At 67.6% G+C, this 15306-nt stretch carries 15 protein-coding genes; 9 read left to right on the top strand and 6 right to left on the bottom strand.

From position 1 onward, the window contains the following. Positions 1 to 51: 51 nt before the first annotated feature. Positions 52 to 1737 (bottom strand): L-lactate permease, encoded by a 1686-nt coding sequence (lldP, locus tag ACSVDD_RS06165; protein WP_448188409.1) that lies wholly within the window; start codon positions 1735 to 1737, stop codon positions 52 to 54. Positions 1738 to 2167: 430 nt separating this feature from the next. Here lldP and ACSVDD_RS06160 point away from each other — a divergent pair, with 430 nt between their 5' ends. Continuing rightward, entirely contained in the window at positions 2168 to 2962 is a 795-nt protein-coding gene (locus ACSVDD_RS06160; RefSeq protein WP_448188408.1) for an FCD domain-containing protein, read from the top strand. A 101-nt stretch (positions 2963 to 3063) separates the two neighbouring features. After that, positions 3064 to 4062, top strand: a complete 999-nt coding sequence (locus ACSVDD_RS06155; protein WP_448188407.1) for a hypothetical protein — start codon at positions 3064 to 3066, stop codon at positions 4060 to 4062. A 151-nt stretch (positions 4063 to 4213) separates the two neighbouring features. Here ACSVDD_RS06155 and ACSVDD_RS06150 read toward each other — a convergent pair whose 3' ends face one another. Further along, positions 4214 to 4894 (bottom strand): sensor histidine kinase, encoded by a 681-nt coding sequence (locus tag ACSVDD_RS06150; RefSeq protein WP_448188406.1) that lies wholly within the window; start codon positions 4892 to 4894, stop codon positions 4214 to 4216. 394 nt (positions 4895 to 5288) lie between these two features. Between ACSVDD_RS06150 and ACSVDD_RS06145 the strand changes: the two genes are divergently transcribed. After that, positions 5289 to 6269 (top strand): esterase-like activity of phytase family protein, encoded by a 981-nt coding sequence (locus tag ACSVDD_RS06145; protein ID WP_448188405.1) that lies wholly within the window; start codon positions 5289 to 5291, stop codon positions 6267 to 6269. Positions 6270 to 6278: 9 nt separating this feature from the next. Here ACSVDD_RS06145 and ACSVDD_RS06140 read toward each other — a convergent pair whose 3' ends face one another. Next, entirely contained in the window at positions 6279 to 6458 is a 180-nt protein-coding gene (locus ACSVDD_RS06140) for a DUF3553 domain-containing protein (RefSeq protein WP_448188404.1), read from the bottom strand. A gap of 113 nt (positions 6459 to 6571) precedes the next feature. Between ACSVDD_RS06140 and ACSVDD_RS06135 the strand changes: the two genes are divergently transcribed. Then, positions 6572 to 7222 (top strand): histidine phosphotransferase family protein, encoded by a 651-nt coding sequence (locus ACSVDD_RS06135; protein ID WP_448188403.1) that lies wholly within the window; start codon positions 6572 to 6574, stop codon positions 7220 to 7222. 13 nt (positions 7223 to 7235) lie between these two features. Here the strand turns inward: ACSVDD_RS06135 and ACSVDD_RS06130 are convergent, their stop codons facing one another. Further along, positions 7236 to 7409, bottom strand: coding sequence for a hypothetical protein (locus ACSVDD_RS06130; RefSeq protein ID WP_448188402.1), 174 nt, complete (start codon positions 7407 to 7409; stop codon positions 7236 to 7238). 185 nt (positions 7410 to 7594) lie between these two features. On the opposite strand from ACSVDD_RS06130, the gene ACSVDD_RS06125 reads away from it, so the two are divergent. From ACSVDD_RS06125 to ACSVDD_RS06105, 5 genes are all read left to right on the top strand, one after another. Continuing rightward, positions 7595 to 10336, top strand: a complete 2742-nt coding sequence (locus ACSVDD_RS06125; protein WP_448188401.1) for a hybrid sensor histidine kinase/response regulator — start codon at positions 7595 to 7597, stop codon at positions 10334 to 10336. Beyond that, entirely contained in the window at positions 10333 to 10830 is a 498-nt protein-coding gene (locus ACSVDD_RS06120) for a chemotaxis protein CheW (protein WP_448188400.1), read from the top strand. Before ACSVDD_RS06125 ends, ACSVDD_RS06120 begins: the two co-directional genes overlap by 4 nt. A gap of 43 nt (positions 10831 to 10873) precedes the next feature. Continuing rightward, the gene (locus ACSVDD_RS06115) at positions 10874 to 11239 is read left to right on the top strand and encodes a response regulator (RefSeq protein WP_448188399.1); all 366 of its coding nucleotides are present in this window, start codon (positions 10874 to 10876) and stop codon (positions 11237 to 11239) included. A 125-nt stretch (positions 11240 to 11364) separates the two neighbouring features. After that, positions 11365 to 12489: a protein-glutamate methylesterase/protein-glutamine glutaminase gene (locus tag ACSVDD_RS06110; RefSeq protein WP_448188518.1), complete on the top strand. Its 1125-nt coding sequence runs from the start codon at positions 11365 to 11367 to the stop codon at positions 12487 to 12489. Between the two features lie 2 nt (positions 12490 to 12491). Beyond that, positions 12492 to 13343, top strand: coding sequence for a CheR family methyltransferase (locus ACSVDD_RS06105; RefSeq protein ID WP_448188398.1), 852 nt, complete (start codon positions 12492 to 12494; stop codon positions 13341 to 13343). Between the two features lie 70 nt (positions 13344 to 13413). On the opposite strand, the gene ACSVDD_RS06100 is transcribed toward ACSVDD_RS06105, so the two are convergent. Further along, positions 13414 to 14361 (bottom strand): class I SAM-dependent methyltransferase, encoded by a 948-nt coding sequence (locus ACSVDD_RS06100; protein WP_448188397.1) that lies wholly within the window; start codon positions 14359 to 14361, stop codon positions 13414 to 13416. Positions 14362 to 14426: 65 nt separating this feature from the next. Beyond that, on the bottom strand, positions 14427 to 15158 hold the full coding sequence (gene ctrA / locus ACSVDD_RS06095) for a response regulator transcription factor CtrA (protein WP_448188396.1): 732 nt from the start codon (positions 15156 to 15158) through the stop codon (positions 14427 to 14429). Between the last annotated feature and the right edge of the window lie 148 nt (positions 15159 to 15306).

Here is a 15306-nt window from a genome sequence, read left to right as displayed (position 1 = left end):
GCCCCTCTCCCTTGACGGGAGAGGGGCTTTCGTGAGGGCCGGCAATCCGTTTTACGGGATCATCCACGCCAGGACGTAGGCCTGGATGTAGGTGATGATTCCGATGATCGCCACAAAGAACAGGCTGTGCTTCAGCGTGAAGCGGAACAGCTCCGACTCCCGGCCGACCAGCCCCACGGCCGCGCAGGCCACGGCGATGGACTGCGGCGAGATCATCTTGCCGGTGACGCCGCCGGTGGTGTTGGCGGCCACCAGCAGGACGTCCGAAGCGCCGATCTGGTTCGCCGTCGTGGCCTGAAGGCCGCAGAACAGCGCGTTGCTCGACGTGTCGGAGCCGGTCAGGAACACGCCCATCCAGCCGAGGATCGGCGAGAAGAACGGGAACAGCGAACCCGTGCCGGCCAGCAGCAGCGCCAGCGTCGAGGACAGGCCCGAGTAGTTGGCGATGAAGGCAAAGGCCAGCACCATGCCGATCGAGTAGATCGGGCGCTTCAGCTCGTTCACCGTCTCGCTGAAGGTCTTCAGCGCTTCCATCGGGCGCATGCTCAGCACGACCATCGAGATGATCGCCGAGATGAGGATGGCGGTGCCGGTGGCGGCCAGCAGGTCGAGCTTGTAGACCGCCTCGTACGGCTTCGGCGAGGCGACGATGGGGGCCGCCTTCATCACCAGCTTGTCCAGGCCGGCGACGGGGAAGTACAGCACCGTGTCGGCCAGCGCGCCGCCCTTGTTGAACAGCGCCTTGAAGGGCTTCAGGCTCCAGATGGTGACGATGACGGTGAGGATCAGGAACGGCGACCACGCCTTGAAGATCTGCCTGCCGGTGTAGCTGCGCGCGGCGGCGAACTCGCTGGAGGCCATCGCGCCGACCGACGCCGGGGCCGGCGTGGCGAGCGGGGAGTGCGAGAAGCGGAAGACGGCCTTCGGCTTCCAGACCTTCAGGAACAGCGTGATGGAGACGAGGCTGACCAGGGCCGAGGTGATGTCCGGCAGCTCGGGGCCGATGAAGTTGGCGGTGAAGTACTGCGTCACGGCGAAGGTGCCGCCGGCCACCAGGATGGCGGGCCACGTCTCGCGCACACCCTTCCAGCCGTCCATGATCATGATGATCCAGAACGGGACGAACACCGACAGCAGCGGCAGCTGACGGCCGGCCATCGCGCCGATGCGGAACGGGTCGAGCCCGGTCACCTGACCGGCGACGATGATCGGAATGCCCATGGCGCCGAACGCCACCGGGGCGGTGTTGGCGATCAGGCACAAGCCGGCGGCGTACAGCGGGTTGAAGCCCAGGCCGACCAGCAGCGCCGCGGTGATCGCCACCGGCGCGCCGAACCCGGCCGCACCTTCGAGGAAGGCGCCGAACGAGAAGCCGACCATCAGCATCTGCAAACGCTGGTCTTCGGTGATCGACACCACCGACGAGCGGATGATCTCGAACTGTCCGGTCTTGACCGTGATCTTATAGAGGAACACGGCGGCGACGATGATCCAGGCGATCGGCCAGATGCCGTACAGGAAGCCGTAGCCGGCCGAGGCGAGCGCCATGCCGACCGGCATCTTGTAGAACAGGATCGCGACGGCCAGCGAAATCGCAACGGTGATCGTGCCGGCGATGTGGCCCTTCAGGCGAAGGACGGTCAGCGCCAGGAAAAAGAAGATGATCGGCAACGCGGCGACAAGCGCCGATAGCCAGAGATTGCCCGCTGGGTCGTAGACTTGTGTCCAGGTTTGCATGTTTCCTACCTATGTCGCTGTTCTCAGTGCAAGTCGTCGGTGCGCGACCTTGAAGCGGGCTTCGTATCTGTTCCGCTGGGCTCACACGCCGCCTTATCAGCCGCAGTGCGGGCCGGCTGGAAACAGTCTTTTTCCATGGCCCTGCGAGCGGTCAAAAAATCTGACCAAACGCGAGCGTACGGATACAATGTGTTGCCAACTAATGCAATGTGGAAAATTATGGTCATATGACGGGTGCCGGGCAGGCCGTTCGTATCGCGGGGCAGGACCGGATACGCCGCGGCTCAAGGCGGCTGGCAGCCTCAGTGGTCAAATGATCTGATCATCCCCATAATTTTGGACAGCGGCGTTTTTCCGCATTGCCAACGGGGGTGGGCTTTGTAGGATCAGGCTCGAAGATGAGCGGACGCGAATGGAACGGACGGATGCGATGAGATCGGACTCCATCAAACCGGCGAAACTGGCGGATACCGTCGCCGAGCACCTGGAGCGATTGATCCTCGAAGGCGCGCTGCGGCCGGGGGAGCGGCTGCTGGCCGAGCGCGAACTGGCGACCAAGCTCGACATCTCGCGCCCCAGCTTGCGCGACGCGCTGGCCAAGCTGACGGACCGCGGCCTGCTGATGACCGACCACAACGGGGCGACCTACGTGGCGGAGACGCTGGGCGCCACCTTCCGCGACCCGCTGACGCAGTTGCTGCGCGAGAACCCGGAAGCGACCTTCGATTATCTGGAGTTCCGCAGCACGGTCGAGGGCTCGGCCGGCTACTACGCCGCCAAGCGGGCCAACGATCTGGACCGCGAGGCGATCAAGGCTTGCTTCGAGCGCATGGAGGCGTCGCACGGCAACGACGATTCGTCGGAGGAGGCGGACGCCGACGCCGACTTCCATCTGGCGATCTACGAGGCGACGCACAACGTCGTCATGCTGCACATCATGCGCAGCCTGTCCGAACTGCTGCGCAACGACATCTTCTACAACCGCACCAAGCTGTACGAGCGCAAGGGCGTGCGCGACCTGCTGCTCGACCAGCACCGGGCGGTCTACGACGCGGTGATGGCCGGCGACCCGGAAGGGGCGCGCGACGCGGCGGAGCGGCACATCACCTACATCAACGCCGCGCTTCAGGAGATCCGCGACGCCGAACAGCGCCTGGAGGTGTCTCTGCGCCGCATGGGCCGCAGCGACCTCGTCGAAGTCGGCGGGCGGCGGCGGAAGGCGTGACCTTTCAGCCCCCGCCCATGAGAGGATGCGGGAAGGTATCGACGCGGCGCGCTTCGGTCCCTAAGATCCCCCGCCGCTGGGGACGCTAGGGGAGAGGGCGCGTGGGCAAGAGGGACGACGGACAGGGCAGCGACCATTTCGAGGGCACGGTCGCCGACCGGCTGGCCCGCTACTGGCGCGCCGAGGACCCCCGGTTCGACGCGCTGCTGGACGAGGTGCTCGACGGCGGCCGGCAGGCGGTCATCGAGGCCGCGCTGGGCAAGCTGCGCGAGGGCGAGCATCTGCCCTTCATGGACGATGTCGAGACGCTGGCGGAAATCGTCGAGCGCACCGGCGCGGACGGCGAGCACCTGTCCACCAGCCTCTACTGGTTCGTCGCCGAGGTGGAGGGCGATGCCCACGCCCCGCCGCCGGCCGCGCAGATCGAAGAGGCGTTCCTGTCGGTGGATCTGCTGAAGCCGGGCGAGCGGGTGCGCTTGCTGCCGGTGTGGCTCGATCCTGAACAGCTTTCCTATCTGGAGGCGATCGACCGCCGGGCGCTGCTGCGCCGCATGCTGGCGTCGTTCGATGTCGCGCTGCGCTTCGCCGCCGACCAGGAGGTCACCGCCGAAACCGACGAGGGGCCGCGCCTGCTGGCGCTGGTCGGCCTGTTCGACGAGGTGGTCGGCGACGCGGTCGAGGACGAGGACTGGGACGACGAGGAGAACAGCGAGGAGGTCGAGCGCATCGGCGCCGCCGTCGAGACCTTCTCGGCCAGCGTGGCGCGGGCGGATTCGCGCATTTCGCGCTGCCGTCCGGTGGGCGGGCTGACCGATCTCTTGGAGTTCGTCGCTGAGGAGCCTTGGGACGAGGCCGCCGACATGGAGGATCTGGAGCGCTTCATCGACGTGGCGCTGGCCGAGGTGAGCGACGGCCTGCTCGACGCCGAGGTGCGCTGGACGCCGGGATCGCTGGATGTGGGCCTGAGCGGGTCGGACGGCCGCTGGGTGGACAGCGCCACCTTCGACGTGCCGGAAACGCAGCTTCCCACCGCCATCGACACGCTGAAGCGCCTGTGCCGGTCGGTCCGCCCGGCCGGCGGGCCGACCGGGACGGCTTAGGCAAGGAAAATAGCCCCTCTCCCTCGACGGGAGAGGGGGTGGGGAGAGGGTGGCGCCGGCGCAGCCGGCCAGAAACTTTTCGCGCCCGCCCCCTCTCCCCAAACCCCTCTCCCGCAAGGGGAGAGGGGCTTTTCTCTTTAAGGGGCCGTCCTCAGATCGGGAAGCTCACCGAGGCCGTGGTGCCGGCGGCGTCCGAGTCGGTGGACAGCGTGTCGCCGAGTTGCGACGCCAGCGCCTCGGCCAGCATCAGCCCGTCGTCGGACGTGGTGTCGAAACCGGCGGGCAGCGGGCGTCCGTTGTCCTCCACCACCAGCCGCGCGCGGGTGTCGTTCACCTTGGTGACGATGACCTGAATCCAGCCCTGCTCCGGGAAGGCGTGGTGCAGGCTGTTGGACACCAGTTCGGCGATGATGAGGCCGAGCGGCATCGCCTCGTAGAGGCCGACCGCCACAGGATCGGCCTTGACGGTGATCGGGATGTTGGCGAGCCCGCCCGGCGTGCCGGACTTCACCACCTCGCACAGCGCCTCCACGTAGCGGCCGAGGCCGACGTGCGTTCCGGCGCCGGTCTCGTGCAGTTGCCGGTACAGGATCGCCAGCGCCTCAATGCGCACCATGGTCTGTTCATAGGCGATGCGGGCGTCCGGGTCGCGGATGCGGCCGGCTTGCAGCTTCAGCAGACTGATGACCAGCTGGAGGCTATTCTTGGCGCGATGTTGAAGCTCGCGCAGTTCGGATTCCAGCTCGCGGACCCGCGCGGCGTTCGTGTCCTCGGCCGACGCCTCCGGCCCACCGGCGGCGGCGTCGGGTGGCAGGTGATCCGGGTGAGACATCGGCGGCATTGCGGTGACCTATGGCTGCACGGAGGAGCTTCGCTATCTCATCAACTCCGGTCAATTTATGCACTTGCGGCCAGTACGGCGCAGGCTCAGAGGAAGTACCTCCAGGGGTATAGGCGGGAGGGCGGGTGTCGCAAACCCTATGATTTTTAAGGCATGGTCAAAAGGCGGCAGGCGCACGCGGCAAACCCGAAAGGGGTAGCGCAGCCTCGGCCGGAACGGATCTTGCCCATGGCGGGGGTAGTCCCGTCGCCCTGGCAAGGGAAAATGAGTTTCCAACGCCCGGTTGCCATGGTTGAGTGGCGGGATGATGCTTTCCCCGCTTTCCCAACCCTGGCGCTCCCGATCCTGGCGACACCGTGCGGCGGCGTTGCTGCTCGGCGTTCTGATGGCGGGGGCTTGCGCCGGGCCGTCGCCCGGCGTGGAGTGGAGTTCGCGCCCGGTGCCGTTGCAGCATGACGATGCGCAACGGGACCGCGTCGGCGCCTTTGTCTTTCGCGGTGCGGTGGAGGTGGTCAATGGCGGCCCCGGAGTCGGCGGCCTGTCCGGGTTGGCGATCACCGATGGCGGGCGGCAGTTCGTGGCGATCAGCGACGTCGGCGCCGTGGTGTTCGGCCGCCTGCACCACGACGGCGGGCGGTTGGTCGGGGTCAGCGACCTGACGGTGAGGCCGCTGGCCGGCATCGGGCCGCGGCACGGCCGGGCGCGCGAGGACGATTCCGAGGAGATCGTGGCACTGCCGGACGGCGGCTGGCTGGTGTCCTTCGAAGGGCATCACCGCATCCTGCGCTATCCGCCCGATTTCGGCCGATCCGGCGGGGCGCCGGTGGAACTGCCGCTGGCGCCGGGAATGGCCGAATTGCCGCTCAACAGCGGGCTGGAGGCGGTGACGCGGTTGCACGACGGCCGGCTGCTGGCGTTCGCCGAGGGGCCGGACAACGGCGTTCCCGAGCGTTCGGCGTGGATCGGCGGCCCGCTGCTCAAGGGGCCGGGCGACTGGGGGCCGGGCGACTGGAGCGCCTTTACCTACCGCGCCGCGCCCGGCTTCCGGCCCACCGGGGCGACGGTGCTGCCCGATGGCGACGTTCTGGTGCTGGAGCGATTCTTCTCGCTGTTGGGCGGCGTCAAGGCGCGCATCGCGCGCGTGGCGCGGGCCGACCTCAAGCCCGGCGCCGTGGTGGACGGCGAGGAACTGGCCCGCCTGGAACCGCCGCTGCTGACCGACAATTACGAGGGCATCGCCGCCGTGCCGGGCGCTGCCGGAGAGACGCTGGTCTACGTCGTTTCGGACGACAATTTCAGCGCCTTGCAGCGGACCTATCTGCTGATGCTGGCGCTGCCCGACCGAAAGGTGGCGCGGGCGCCGTAGCGCGTCCGCTCAATCCTCGTCAGGGTCGACGATGCGCAGCCCGACGATCCGGGTGTTGATCAGCACCTTGCCGGCGTGCTCGAAATTGACGGTGACGCGCTCGCGCACCGCCGACTGCACCTGGCCGAGGCCCCAGTCGGGTTGGCCGGGGTGGCGCACCCAGGCTCCGGGCACCAGTGAGTCGTCCATGGGTCCCCTTCCCGAAATTCGGCGGCATCTCGCGGCGGTGGATGTTACAAGAAGGAGGAGCGTCACGGGAAGGTCCCGCCGCTCCGTTCCGGCCACCTGACCGCGTGAAGAACATGGACCTGGACATCCGCGTCGTCGAGTTGCTCGCCTCCCGCCTCTGCCACGATCTGGTCAGCCCGGTCGGTGCCATCCGCAACGGGCTTGAACTGATCGAGGAGATGAACGAAGACGAGGAACCGAACCCCGCCTTCATGGGCGAGGCGATCAAGCTGATCGACCATTCCTCGCTCCAGGCCGACCGCCGTTTGCGCGTCTTCCGCCTCGCCTACGGCACGGCCGGACGCGAGCAGAAGGGATTTGCCGACGTGCGCAGCGCCGCGCAGGGCTGGGTGGAGGGCTCGCGCACGACGCTCGACTGGCCGGCCGGCGTGCCGTCCGACTGGGCGGCGATGCGCACGGGCGTCGCCAAGGTGCTGCTCAACACGCTGGTGCTGGCCGAGGAGTCGCTGACCCACGGCGGCACCGTGACCGTGGCAGGGGAGGGCAGCCAGGACACCGGCCGCCTGACCGTCACCGCGACAGGGCGCCCCGGCGCGCTGACGCCGGAGGCCGAGGCGGCGCTGAGCGGCCGGGCGAAGCCCGAGGACCTGACGGCGCGCACCATCCACCCCTACATCACCGGCCGCTTTGCGGAGACTTATGAAGTGCGGCTGACAGCGGCGCCGGCGGGGGCGGAGACGCTGGTGTTTACGCTGGAGTGGTGAGGAGGCGGGGCCCTCACAACTGCTTGCAGATCCGCACCTCGACCACCGTCTGCTCGACCCCGTGCGTCGTCTGGTGGGCCGTTGCGCGCACGGTCACCGCCAGGCTGTGGCGGGCCGCGGTGGTCAGCGCCTCGTTGAGCGCCGCCACCGCGTCGCGCACCTGTTGTGCCAGCTCTTCGTCCTTCATATCGCTCCCCCTGTGACAAGCCATCGCGGGCTGGCCCCACCCATTCGAGGTAAGACACTTTTAATCAGTGTTTGACAGGCTCCCTCCGTGCCCGAAGGCCCGGATTGCGGCCTGAGCGGGCGCACCGTGCCGCCGGTCCCGCCATGGGAGCCGGAGCACGATAACGGAGGCCTGGGGAACACGCCATGGATGATCTGCTCAGTGAATTCCTGACCGAGACCAACGAGAACCTGTCCGTGCTCGACGTCGAGCTGGTCCGGTTGGAGCAGAACCCCAACGACCCCGAGCTGCTCTCGAACATCTTCCGCCTCGTCCACACGATCAAGGGCACCTGCGGGTTCCTCGGCTTGCCGCGCCTGGAAAAGGTCGCGCACGCGTCGGAGAACGTGCTGGGCAAGTTCCGTGACGGCGAGTTGACCATCACCCCCGAAGCGGTGTCGCTGATCCTCCAGGCGCTCGACACCATCAAGGGCCTGCTCGCCGTGCTGGAGGCCACCGAGGCCGAACCGCCGGGCGACGACAACGACCTGATCCTCCGCCTCAACGCCTGCGCCGAGGGCAAGCTGGGCGGCGCCCCAGCCGCCGCTAGCGCTCCGCCGCCCCCGCCGCCGCCCGAGAAGAAAAAGGAAGAGGTGGTCGTCCCGTCGGTCTCGCTTGAGGAGCTCGAGGCCGCCTGGAACGCCGCCCCCGGCCCCGGAACCGCGCTGACCCCCGTCGCCGCCGAGCCGGAGCCGTCACAGGAACTGGCCGTGCCGGAGCCCGATCCGGTGCCCGCCGCCCCCTCGAAGATGCCCGTCCCGGCCGCCCCGGCCGCCGGCGGCACCAGCGGCGACGACGTGCGCGAGGCCGGCAACAAGGAATCCGCGGTCGCGGCGCAGACCATCCGCGTCAACGTCGATCTGCTCGAAAACCTGATGACCATGGTCTCGGAGCTGGTGCTGACCCGCAACCAGCTGCTCCAGATCCTGCGCTCGCAGAAGGAAAGCGAGTTCGCGGCACCGCTTCAGCGCCTCAACCACGTGACGTCGGAGCTGCAGGAGGGCGTCATGAAGACGCGCATGCAGCCCATCGGCAACGCCTGGGCCAAGCTGCCGCGTCTGGTGCGCGATCTGGCGCACGAGCTGAACAAGAAGATCGACCTCCAGATGCTCGGCGCCGACACCGAGCTTGACCGTCAGGTGCTGGAGCTGATCAAGGACCCGCTGACGCACATGGTGCGCAACTCGGCGGACCACGGCCTCGAAATCCCGGCCGAGCGCGTGAAGGCCGGCAAGTCGGAGACCGGCCGCGTCACGCTGAACGCCTACCACGAGGGCGGCCACATCATCATCGAGATCCAGGACGACGGTAAGGGCCTGGCCATCGACAAGATCAAGCAGAAGGCCATCCAGAACGGGATCGCCTCGGAGGGCGAGCTGGCCGCCATGTCGGACCAGCAGATCATCCAGTTCATCATGAAGCCGGGCTTCTCGACGGCGGCCAAGGTGACCAGCGTCTCGGGACGCGGCGTCGGCATGGACGTGGTCAAGACCAACATCGAGAAGATCGGCGGCACGATCGAGATCAAGTCCCAGCAGGGCAAGGGCTCGACCTTCGTCATCAAGATCCCGCTGACGCTGGCCATCGTCTCGGCGCTGATCGTCGAGTGTGCGGGCGAACGCTTCGCCATCCCGCAGATCAGCGTGGTCGAACTGGTGCGCGCCGCCGCCGACAGCGAGCACACCATCGAGCGCCTGAAGGGCACGCCGGTGCTGCGCCTGCGCAACCGCCTGCTGCCGCTGGTTTCGTTGCAGACCCTTCTGCGCCTCGAGGACGAGGAGCACACCACCAAGACCACCGACGAGACCTTCATCGTCGTCACCCAGGTCGGCACCTACACCTTCGGCATCATGGTCGACCGCGTGTTCGACACCGAGGAAATCGTGGTCAAGCCGGTGGCGCCGATCCTGCGCCACATCGAGATGTTCTCGGGCAACACCATCCTCGGCGACGGCTCGGTCATCATGATCCTCGACCCCAACGGAATCGCGTCGGCGTCCGGCGAGATCACCATGGGCGAGGCCGCCAACAAGGAGGCCGCCTCGGTCCAGGCGACGCGCCAGGAGGACAAGATGGCGCTGCTGCTGTTCCGCGCCGGGTCGCAGGCGCCCAAGGCGGTGCCGCTGTCGCTGGTCGCCCGCCTGGAAGACGTCGATGTCGCCGCGGTGGAGATGTCGAACGGCCTGCCGGTAGTCCAGTACCGCGGCAAGCTGATGCCGCTGGTTCCCATCGATCCGGGCTTCATGCTGGGCCAGGAAGGCCGCCAGCCGGTGCTGGTGTTCGCCGACGGCGACCGCTCCATGGGCCTGATCGTCGACGAGATCGTCGACATCGTCGAGGAGAAGCTGGTCGTCCAGCTGACCGCCGAGCGTCCGGGCCTGATGGGCTCCGCCATCATCGCCGGCAAGGCGACCGAGGTGATCGACGCCGGCTTCTTCCTGACCCAGGCCTACAAGGACTGGTTCGGGTCCTCGCAGGGCAGCGAAGCCTTCGAAGAGGAAAAGTTGCAGCGCGTGCTGCTGGTGGACGACAGCCCGTTCTTCCGCAACCTGCTCACCCCGCTGCTGTCGGTCGCCGGTTACGACGTCACCGCGGTGGAGAACGCGAGCGAGGCGCTGGCGCTGTGCGAGGCGGGCGAGGACTTCGACGTCATCGTCTCCGACATCGAGATGCCGGGCATGAGCGGCTTCGACTTCGCCGAGGCGGTGCGCGGCGGGTCCCGCTGGCAGGCGGTGCCGCTGGTGGCGCTGTCCAGCCACGCCACGCCGCGCGACCTCGACCGCGGCCGTCAGGCCGGGTTCACCGATTACGTCGCAAAGTTCGACCGTGACGCGCTGCTCTACACGCTCCAGCAGACGCTGTCCGAACAGAAGGGTGTCGAAGCATGAGCAACGCGAAGCTCCCCGCCACCAGGAAAGCCAAGGGCGAAGAAATCGTCTCCGGCGGCTCCCAGGACTACGTCACCATGACCATCGCCGACCAGCTGTTCGGCATCCCGGTCTTGCAGGTCCAGGACGTGCTGGGGCACCAGAAGATCACCCGCATCCCGCTGGCCCCGCCGGAAGTGGCCGGTTCGCTGAACCTGCGCGGCCGGATCGTCACCGCCATCGACGTGCGCCTGCGCCTCAACCTGCCGGCGCGCCCGAAGGACAAGCCGGGCATGTCGATCGTCGTCGACCTGCGCGGCGAGCTGTACAGCCTGATGGTCGATTCGGTCGGCGAGGTGCTGAGCCTGTCGAACGAGGACTTCGAGCGCAATCCGGCGACCCTCGATCCGCGCTGGCGGGAGGTGTCCACCGGCATTTATCGCCTGAACGGCCAATTAATGGTTGTGCTGGACGTGCCGCGTCTGTTGAACTTCACCAACATGGAAGCGGCGTGACGGCGCGGCTGGCCAGCCCGCCGACAAGCCCAGGGTGTGCGTGATGAGATCGTGTCTGGTGGTGGATGACAGTCGGGTGGTCCGTAAGGTCGCCCGGAAGATCCTGGAGGAACTGGCCTTTGCCTGCACCGAGGCGGAGGACGGCCGACAGGCCATGGAAGTGTGCGCCAAGGGTATGCCCGACGCCATCCTGCTGGACTGGAACATGCCGGTGATGAACGGCATCGATTTCCTGCGCCGGCTGCGCAAGATGAGCGGCGGCGACCAGCCCAAGGTCGTCTTCTGCACCACCGAGAACGATCTCGCGCACATTCAGGAGGCGCTGTCGGCCGGGGCCAACGAGTACATCATGAAGCCCTTCGACAGCGACATCATCCAGACCAAGTTCCAGCAGATCGGGTTGCTGTGAGCGGATCGCACCGGTGAAAGGCTGAACGCCGCATGTCCGACAGCTTCCGACCCTTCAGCGCCGCCAAACCTCCGGCGCCTCCGTCCCCGCCCCCTCCGGGAGGCGGCGCCGATCCCTATCGGGTGATGGTGGTGGATGACTCCGCGGTGATTCGCGGCCTGCTGACCCGCGCGCTGGAAGGCGACGCGGAGATCCGCGTCGTCGCCTCGGTGGGCGACGGCCAGATGGCGATCAACTCGTTGCAGCGCAACTCCATCGACGTCATCGTCCTGGACATCGAAATGCCGGTGATGGATGGCATCACGGCGCTGCCCAAGCTGCTGGCGGTGGCGCCGCAGGTGAAGATCATCATGGCCTCGACGCTGACGCTGCGCGGCGCCGACGTGTCCATGCGCTGCCTGCAAGCCGGCGCCGCCGACTACATCCCCAAGCCCACCTCGACCCGCGAGGTCGGCGGGGCCGAGGACTTCAAGCGCGAACTGGTCTCCAAGGTGAAGGCGCTGGGTGGTGCGGCGCGCCGCGCCGGTTCGCGCTCGCGCGGCGAGATCCGGCCGCTGCCGCCCTCGCTGGCGCAGTCCATGGCCGACCGCGCCGCCGGCGTGCCGGCACCGTCCCCGTTCCGTCGCGCCGAGCCGGGACCGGTCACGCTGCGGCCTTTCCCGACCCCGGCGGTGCGCCCGGACGTGGTCGCCATCGGCAGTTCGACCGGCGGCCCGCAGGCACTGTTCGAGGTGCTGTCGCACCTCAAGGGCCTGACGCAGCCGATCCTCATCACCCAGCACATGCCGGCCACCTTTACCACCATCCTGGCCGAGCACATCAGCCGGCAGTGCGGCCTCTCCGCCGCCGAGGCGAAGGACGGCGAGGCGATCGTAAGCGGGCGCGTCTACATCGCGCCCGGCGACTTCCACATGCTGGTGGCGCAGCGCGCCGGGCAGAACGTCATCCAACTCAGCAAGGATCCGCCGGAGAACTTCTGCCGGCCGGCGGTGGACCCCATGATGCGCACCCTGATCAAGGGCTTCGGCGCCCGCAAGATACTGGCCTGCATCCTCACCGGCATGGGCCAGGACGGCATGCGCGGCTGCACCGAGGTGGTCAACCAGGGCGGCGTGCTGATCGGTCAGGACGAGGCGTCCAGTGTGGTGTGGGGCATGCCGGGCGCCGTGGCGCAGGCCGGCCTGTGCAGCGCCATCCTGCCGCTCAAGGAGATCGGTCCCACCCTTCGTAAGCTTGCGGCGAGGGCCTGAACATGAGAGTCGAAGACTTCGACATGTTCGCCACGCTGCTGAAGCAGCGCTCGGGCCTGGTGCTCACCAAGGACAAGGCGTACCTGCTGGAATCGCGCCTGATGCCGGTGGCGCGCAAATGGAACATGAAGGGCCTGGACGAGCTGGCCTCGACCGTGCGCACCCGCAAGGACGAAGCGCTGCTGCGCGACATCACGGAGGCGATGACCACCAACGAGTCCTCGTTCTTCCGCGACCAGAAGCCCTTCGACCAGTTCAAGCAGATCGTCCTGCCGCGCCTGATGGAGGCGCGGGCGGCCAAGCGCTCGATCCGCATCTGGTCGGCCGCCAGCTCCTCGGGGCAGGAGGCGTATTCGCTGGCCATGATGCTGAGCGAGGACGCGCCGCGCCTGTCCGGCTGGCGCATCGAGATCGTCGGCACCGACATCTCGTCCGAGATGGTCGAGCGCTCCAAGGCCGGAATCTACACCCAGTTCGAGGTGCAGCGCGGCCTGCCCATCCAGATGCTGGTGAAGCACTTCCGGCAGCAGGGCGACAAGTGGCAGATCGCTCCCAACCTGCGGCAGATGGTGACTTTCCGGGAGTGGAACCTGCTGAGCGATCTCGGCGGGCTCGGCCAGTTCGACGTGGTGTTCTGCCGCAACGTGCTGATCTATTTCGATCAGCCGACCAAGGCCAAGGTGCTGGAGTCCATCGCCCGCCAGATGCCGCCGGACGGCGTGCTGTACCTGGGCGGCGCCGAGACGGTGCTGGGCATCACCGACCGCTTCAAGCCGGTCGATGGGCAGCGCGGGCTCTACACGCTGGCCAACGGGCCGGGCTTCAACACGGCGGGGATGCGGGCGGCGGTGTAGCTTTGGAGGGGCCGTGCAGATCGACGCTTCGTCCTGACGGTGCGCGATCTGGACGCCACCATCGCAGCACCTACTGACGGATGTTCGCCATCATCACCGCCCACGGCGTGGGGGTGCCGCGCGTCTCCCACACCGCGAGCGCCTTGTCCTCGGCGCGCAAGCCGGCCAGCGCGGCGGGCAGGGCGGTGGTGTCGGGAATGCGGTTCGCCACCAGGGTCACGGTGTGCGTCGGCCGGAAGCGCCGCGGGATTTCCTCGGCCATGTTGGCGCGGGCAAAGGGGTGCAACTCGGTCAGCACATCGAAGCCGGTCAGTGCCGGGAAGCGAGCCGGATCGAGCAATTCCTGCTCGAAGCCCTCGACATCGCACACCACCAGCACCCGCTGACCGGCGAAAGCGGCGAAGTCCTCGCCGGTGAAACGGCCGCCGACGATCACGCGGTCGGCGACGCCGTTCGCCTCGGCCAACCGGCGGCAGGCGTCCAGAGCGGCCGGGTCGATGTCGCGGGCGTGCACGGCCACGTGCGGCCAGCGCCGCGCCAGCCCGACGGCGTAGTAGCCCTCGGCGCAGCCGACGTTGATCACCACATCATGGCCGCGCGCCGCCAGGGCGTCGAGGTGTGGGTGCAGTTCCGCCTCGTAGCAGCCGAGCATGCGCGGCACGAAGCAGCCCTCGGTAACGGTGCCGTCGAACATCATCCCTTCGAACGGTCCGCTCAGCACCCGCGGTCCGTAGGCGTCGAGCAGCATCTCGCGCAGCACCGACACCTGCGCCGCCCAGGCGTTGCGCGCGAAATCCGGGTGGAAGAGGGCGAGGCGGCGGTAGGCGTCGAGCGCGGCCGGCCACGCGCGCTGGCCGGTGTGGGCCTGCGACAGCTTGGCGTATCCGGCGTCGAAATCGGGCACAGCCGCCAGCACGCGGCGGAAGCTTTCCGCTGCGGCGGCGTGCTGGCCGTTCGCCAGATGGGCGTCACCGATGTCGAAGCAGGCCCGTGCGAGGGCGATGAGGATTGGTTCCATGGACGCCCATGGTACGGGCGCGCGGCGGCCGCATCAACAGTGGTAGGGGCGAGACGCGACGGGCCTCAGCCCGCCGCCTGCTGCTGCGGCACCTTGGGCGGCGTCGCGTGATGAATGTCCTCGTGCGGGTCGCGCAGCACGTAGCCGCGGCCCCACACCGTCTCGATGTAGTTGTCGCCCTGCGTCGCCGCCGCCAGCTTCTTGCGCAGCTTGCAGACGAAGACGTCGATGATCTTCAGTTCCGGCTCGTCCATGCCGCCGTAAAGATGGTTGAGGAACATCTCCTTGGTCAGCGTGGTGCCCTTGCGCAAGCTGAGCAGTTCGAGGATGCCGTATTCCTTGCCGGTCAGGTGCAGCGGCTGGGTGTCGACCTCCACCGTGCGGGTGTCGAGGTTGACGGTCAGGCGGCCGGTGCGGATGACGCTGTCCGAGTGCCCCTTGGAACGGCGGACGATGGCCTGGATGCGGGCGATCAGTTCGCGCTTGTCGAACGGCTTGGTGAGATAATCGTCGGCCCCGAAGCCCAGGCCCTTGATCTTGTGGTCCAGTTCGGACAGGCCGGACAGGATCAGGATCGGCATGGTCACCCGCGCGGCCCGCAGCCGCCGCAGCACCTCGTAACCATCGATGTCCGGCAGCATCAGATCGAGAATGATGATGTCGTAGTCGTACAATTTTCCGATTTCGAGCCCGTCCTCGCCCAAGTCGGTGGAGTCGACGATGTAACCCTCGGACTGAAGCATCAGTTCGATGCTTTTCTGGACCGAGGTATCGTCTTCGACCAGCAGAACCCTCATTGGCGGTATCCCGACGTTGGTGGTGCCTTACCTTACCCGAACCTTGAATCTCTCACGCCTCGCCGGTGCGGCCGATGAGCTCCGGCCGATCCGCTGGCGGGCGACGCATGCTTAACAGGTCAGGTCGCTCGTTTACACAGGTTAACAG

Source organism: Azospirillum terrae (assembly GCF_053470425.1).
The sequence above is the reverse complement of the archived record's forward strand: the minus strand, read 5'-3'. Positions and strand labels throughout refer to the sequence as shown.

Excerpts from the sequence above, each read along its gene's own strand:
- lldP (WP_448188409.1), bottom strand. The coding sequence starts at position 1,737 with ATGCAAACCTGGACACAAGTCTACGACCCAGCGGGCAATCTCTGGCTA.
- ACSVDD_RS06160 (WP_448188408.1), top strand. The coding sequence starts at position 2,168 with ATGAGATCGGACTCCATCAAACCGGCGAAACTGGCGGATACCGTCGCC.
- ACSVDD_RS06150 (WP_448188406.1), bottom strand. The coding sequence starts at position 4,894 with ATGTCTCACCCGGATCACCTGCCACCCGACGCCGCCGCCGGTGGGCCG.
- ACSVDD_RS06145 (WP_448188405.1), top strand. The coding sequence starts at position 5,289 with ATGGCGGGGGCTTGCGCCGGGCCGTCGCCCGGCGTGGAGTGGAGTTCG.
- ACSVDD_RS06140 (WP_448188404.1), bottom strand. The coding sequence starts at position 6,458 with ATGGACGACTCACTGGTGCCCGGAGCCTGGGTGCGCCACCCCGGCCAA.
- ACSVDD_RS06135 (WP_448188403.1), top strand. The coding sequence starts at position 6,572 with ATGGACCTGGACATCCGCGTCGTCGAGTTGCTCGCCTCCCGCCTCTGC.
- ACSVDD_RS06130 (WP_448188402.1), bottom strand. The coding sequence starts at position 7,409 with ATGAAGGACGAAGAGCTGGCACAACAGGTGCGCGACGCGGTGGCGGCG.
- ACSVDD_RS06125 (WP_448188401.1), top strand. The coding sequence starts at position 7,595 with ATGGATGATCTGCTCAGTGAATTCCTGACCGAGACCAACGAGAACCTG.
- ACSVDD_RS06120 (WP_448188400.1), top strand. The coding sequence starts at position 10,333 with ATGAGCAACGCGAAGCTCCCCGCCACCAGGAAAGCCAAGGGCGAAGAA.
- ACSVDD_RS06115 (WP_448188399.1), top strand. The coding sequence starts at position 10,874 with ATGAGATCGTGTCTGGTGGTGGATGACAGTCGGGTGGTCCGTAAGGTC.
- ACSVDD_RS06110 (WP_448188518.1), top strand. The coding sequence starts at position 11,365 with ATGGTGGTGGATGACTCCGCGGTGATTCGCGGCCTGCTGACCCGCGCG.
- ACSVDD_RS06105 (WP_448188398.1), top strand. The coding sequence starts at position 12,492 with ATGAGAGTCGAAGACTTCGACATGTTCGCCACGCTGCTGAAGCAGCGC.
- ACSVDD_RS06100 (WP_448188397.1), bottom strand. The coding sequence starts at position 14,361 with ATGGAACCAATCCTCATCGCCCTCGCACGGGCCTGCTTCGACATCGGT.
- ctrA (WP_448188396.1), bottom strand. The coding sequence starts at position 15,158 with ATGAGGGTTCTGCTGGTCGAAGACGATACCTCGGTCCAGAAAAGCATC.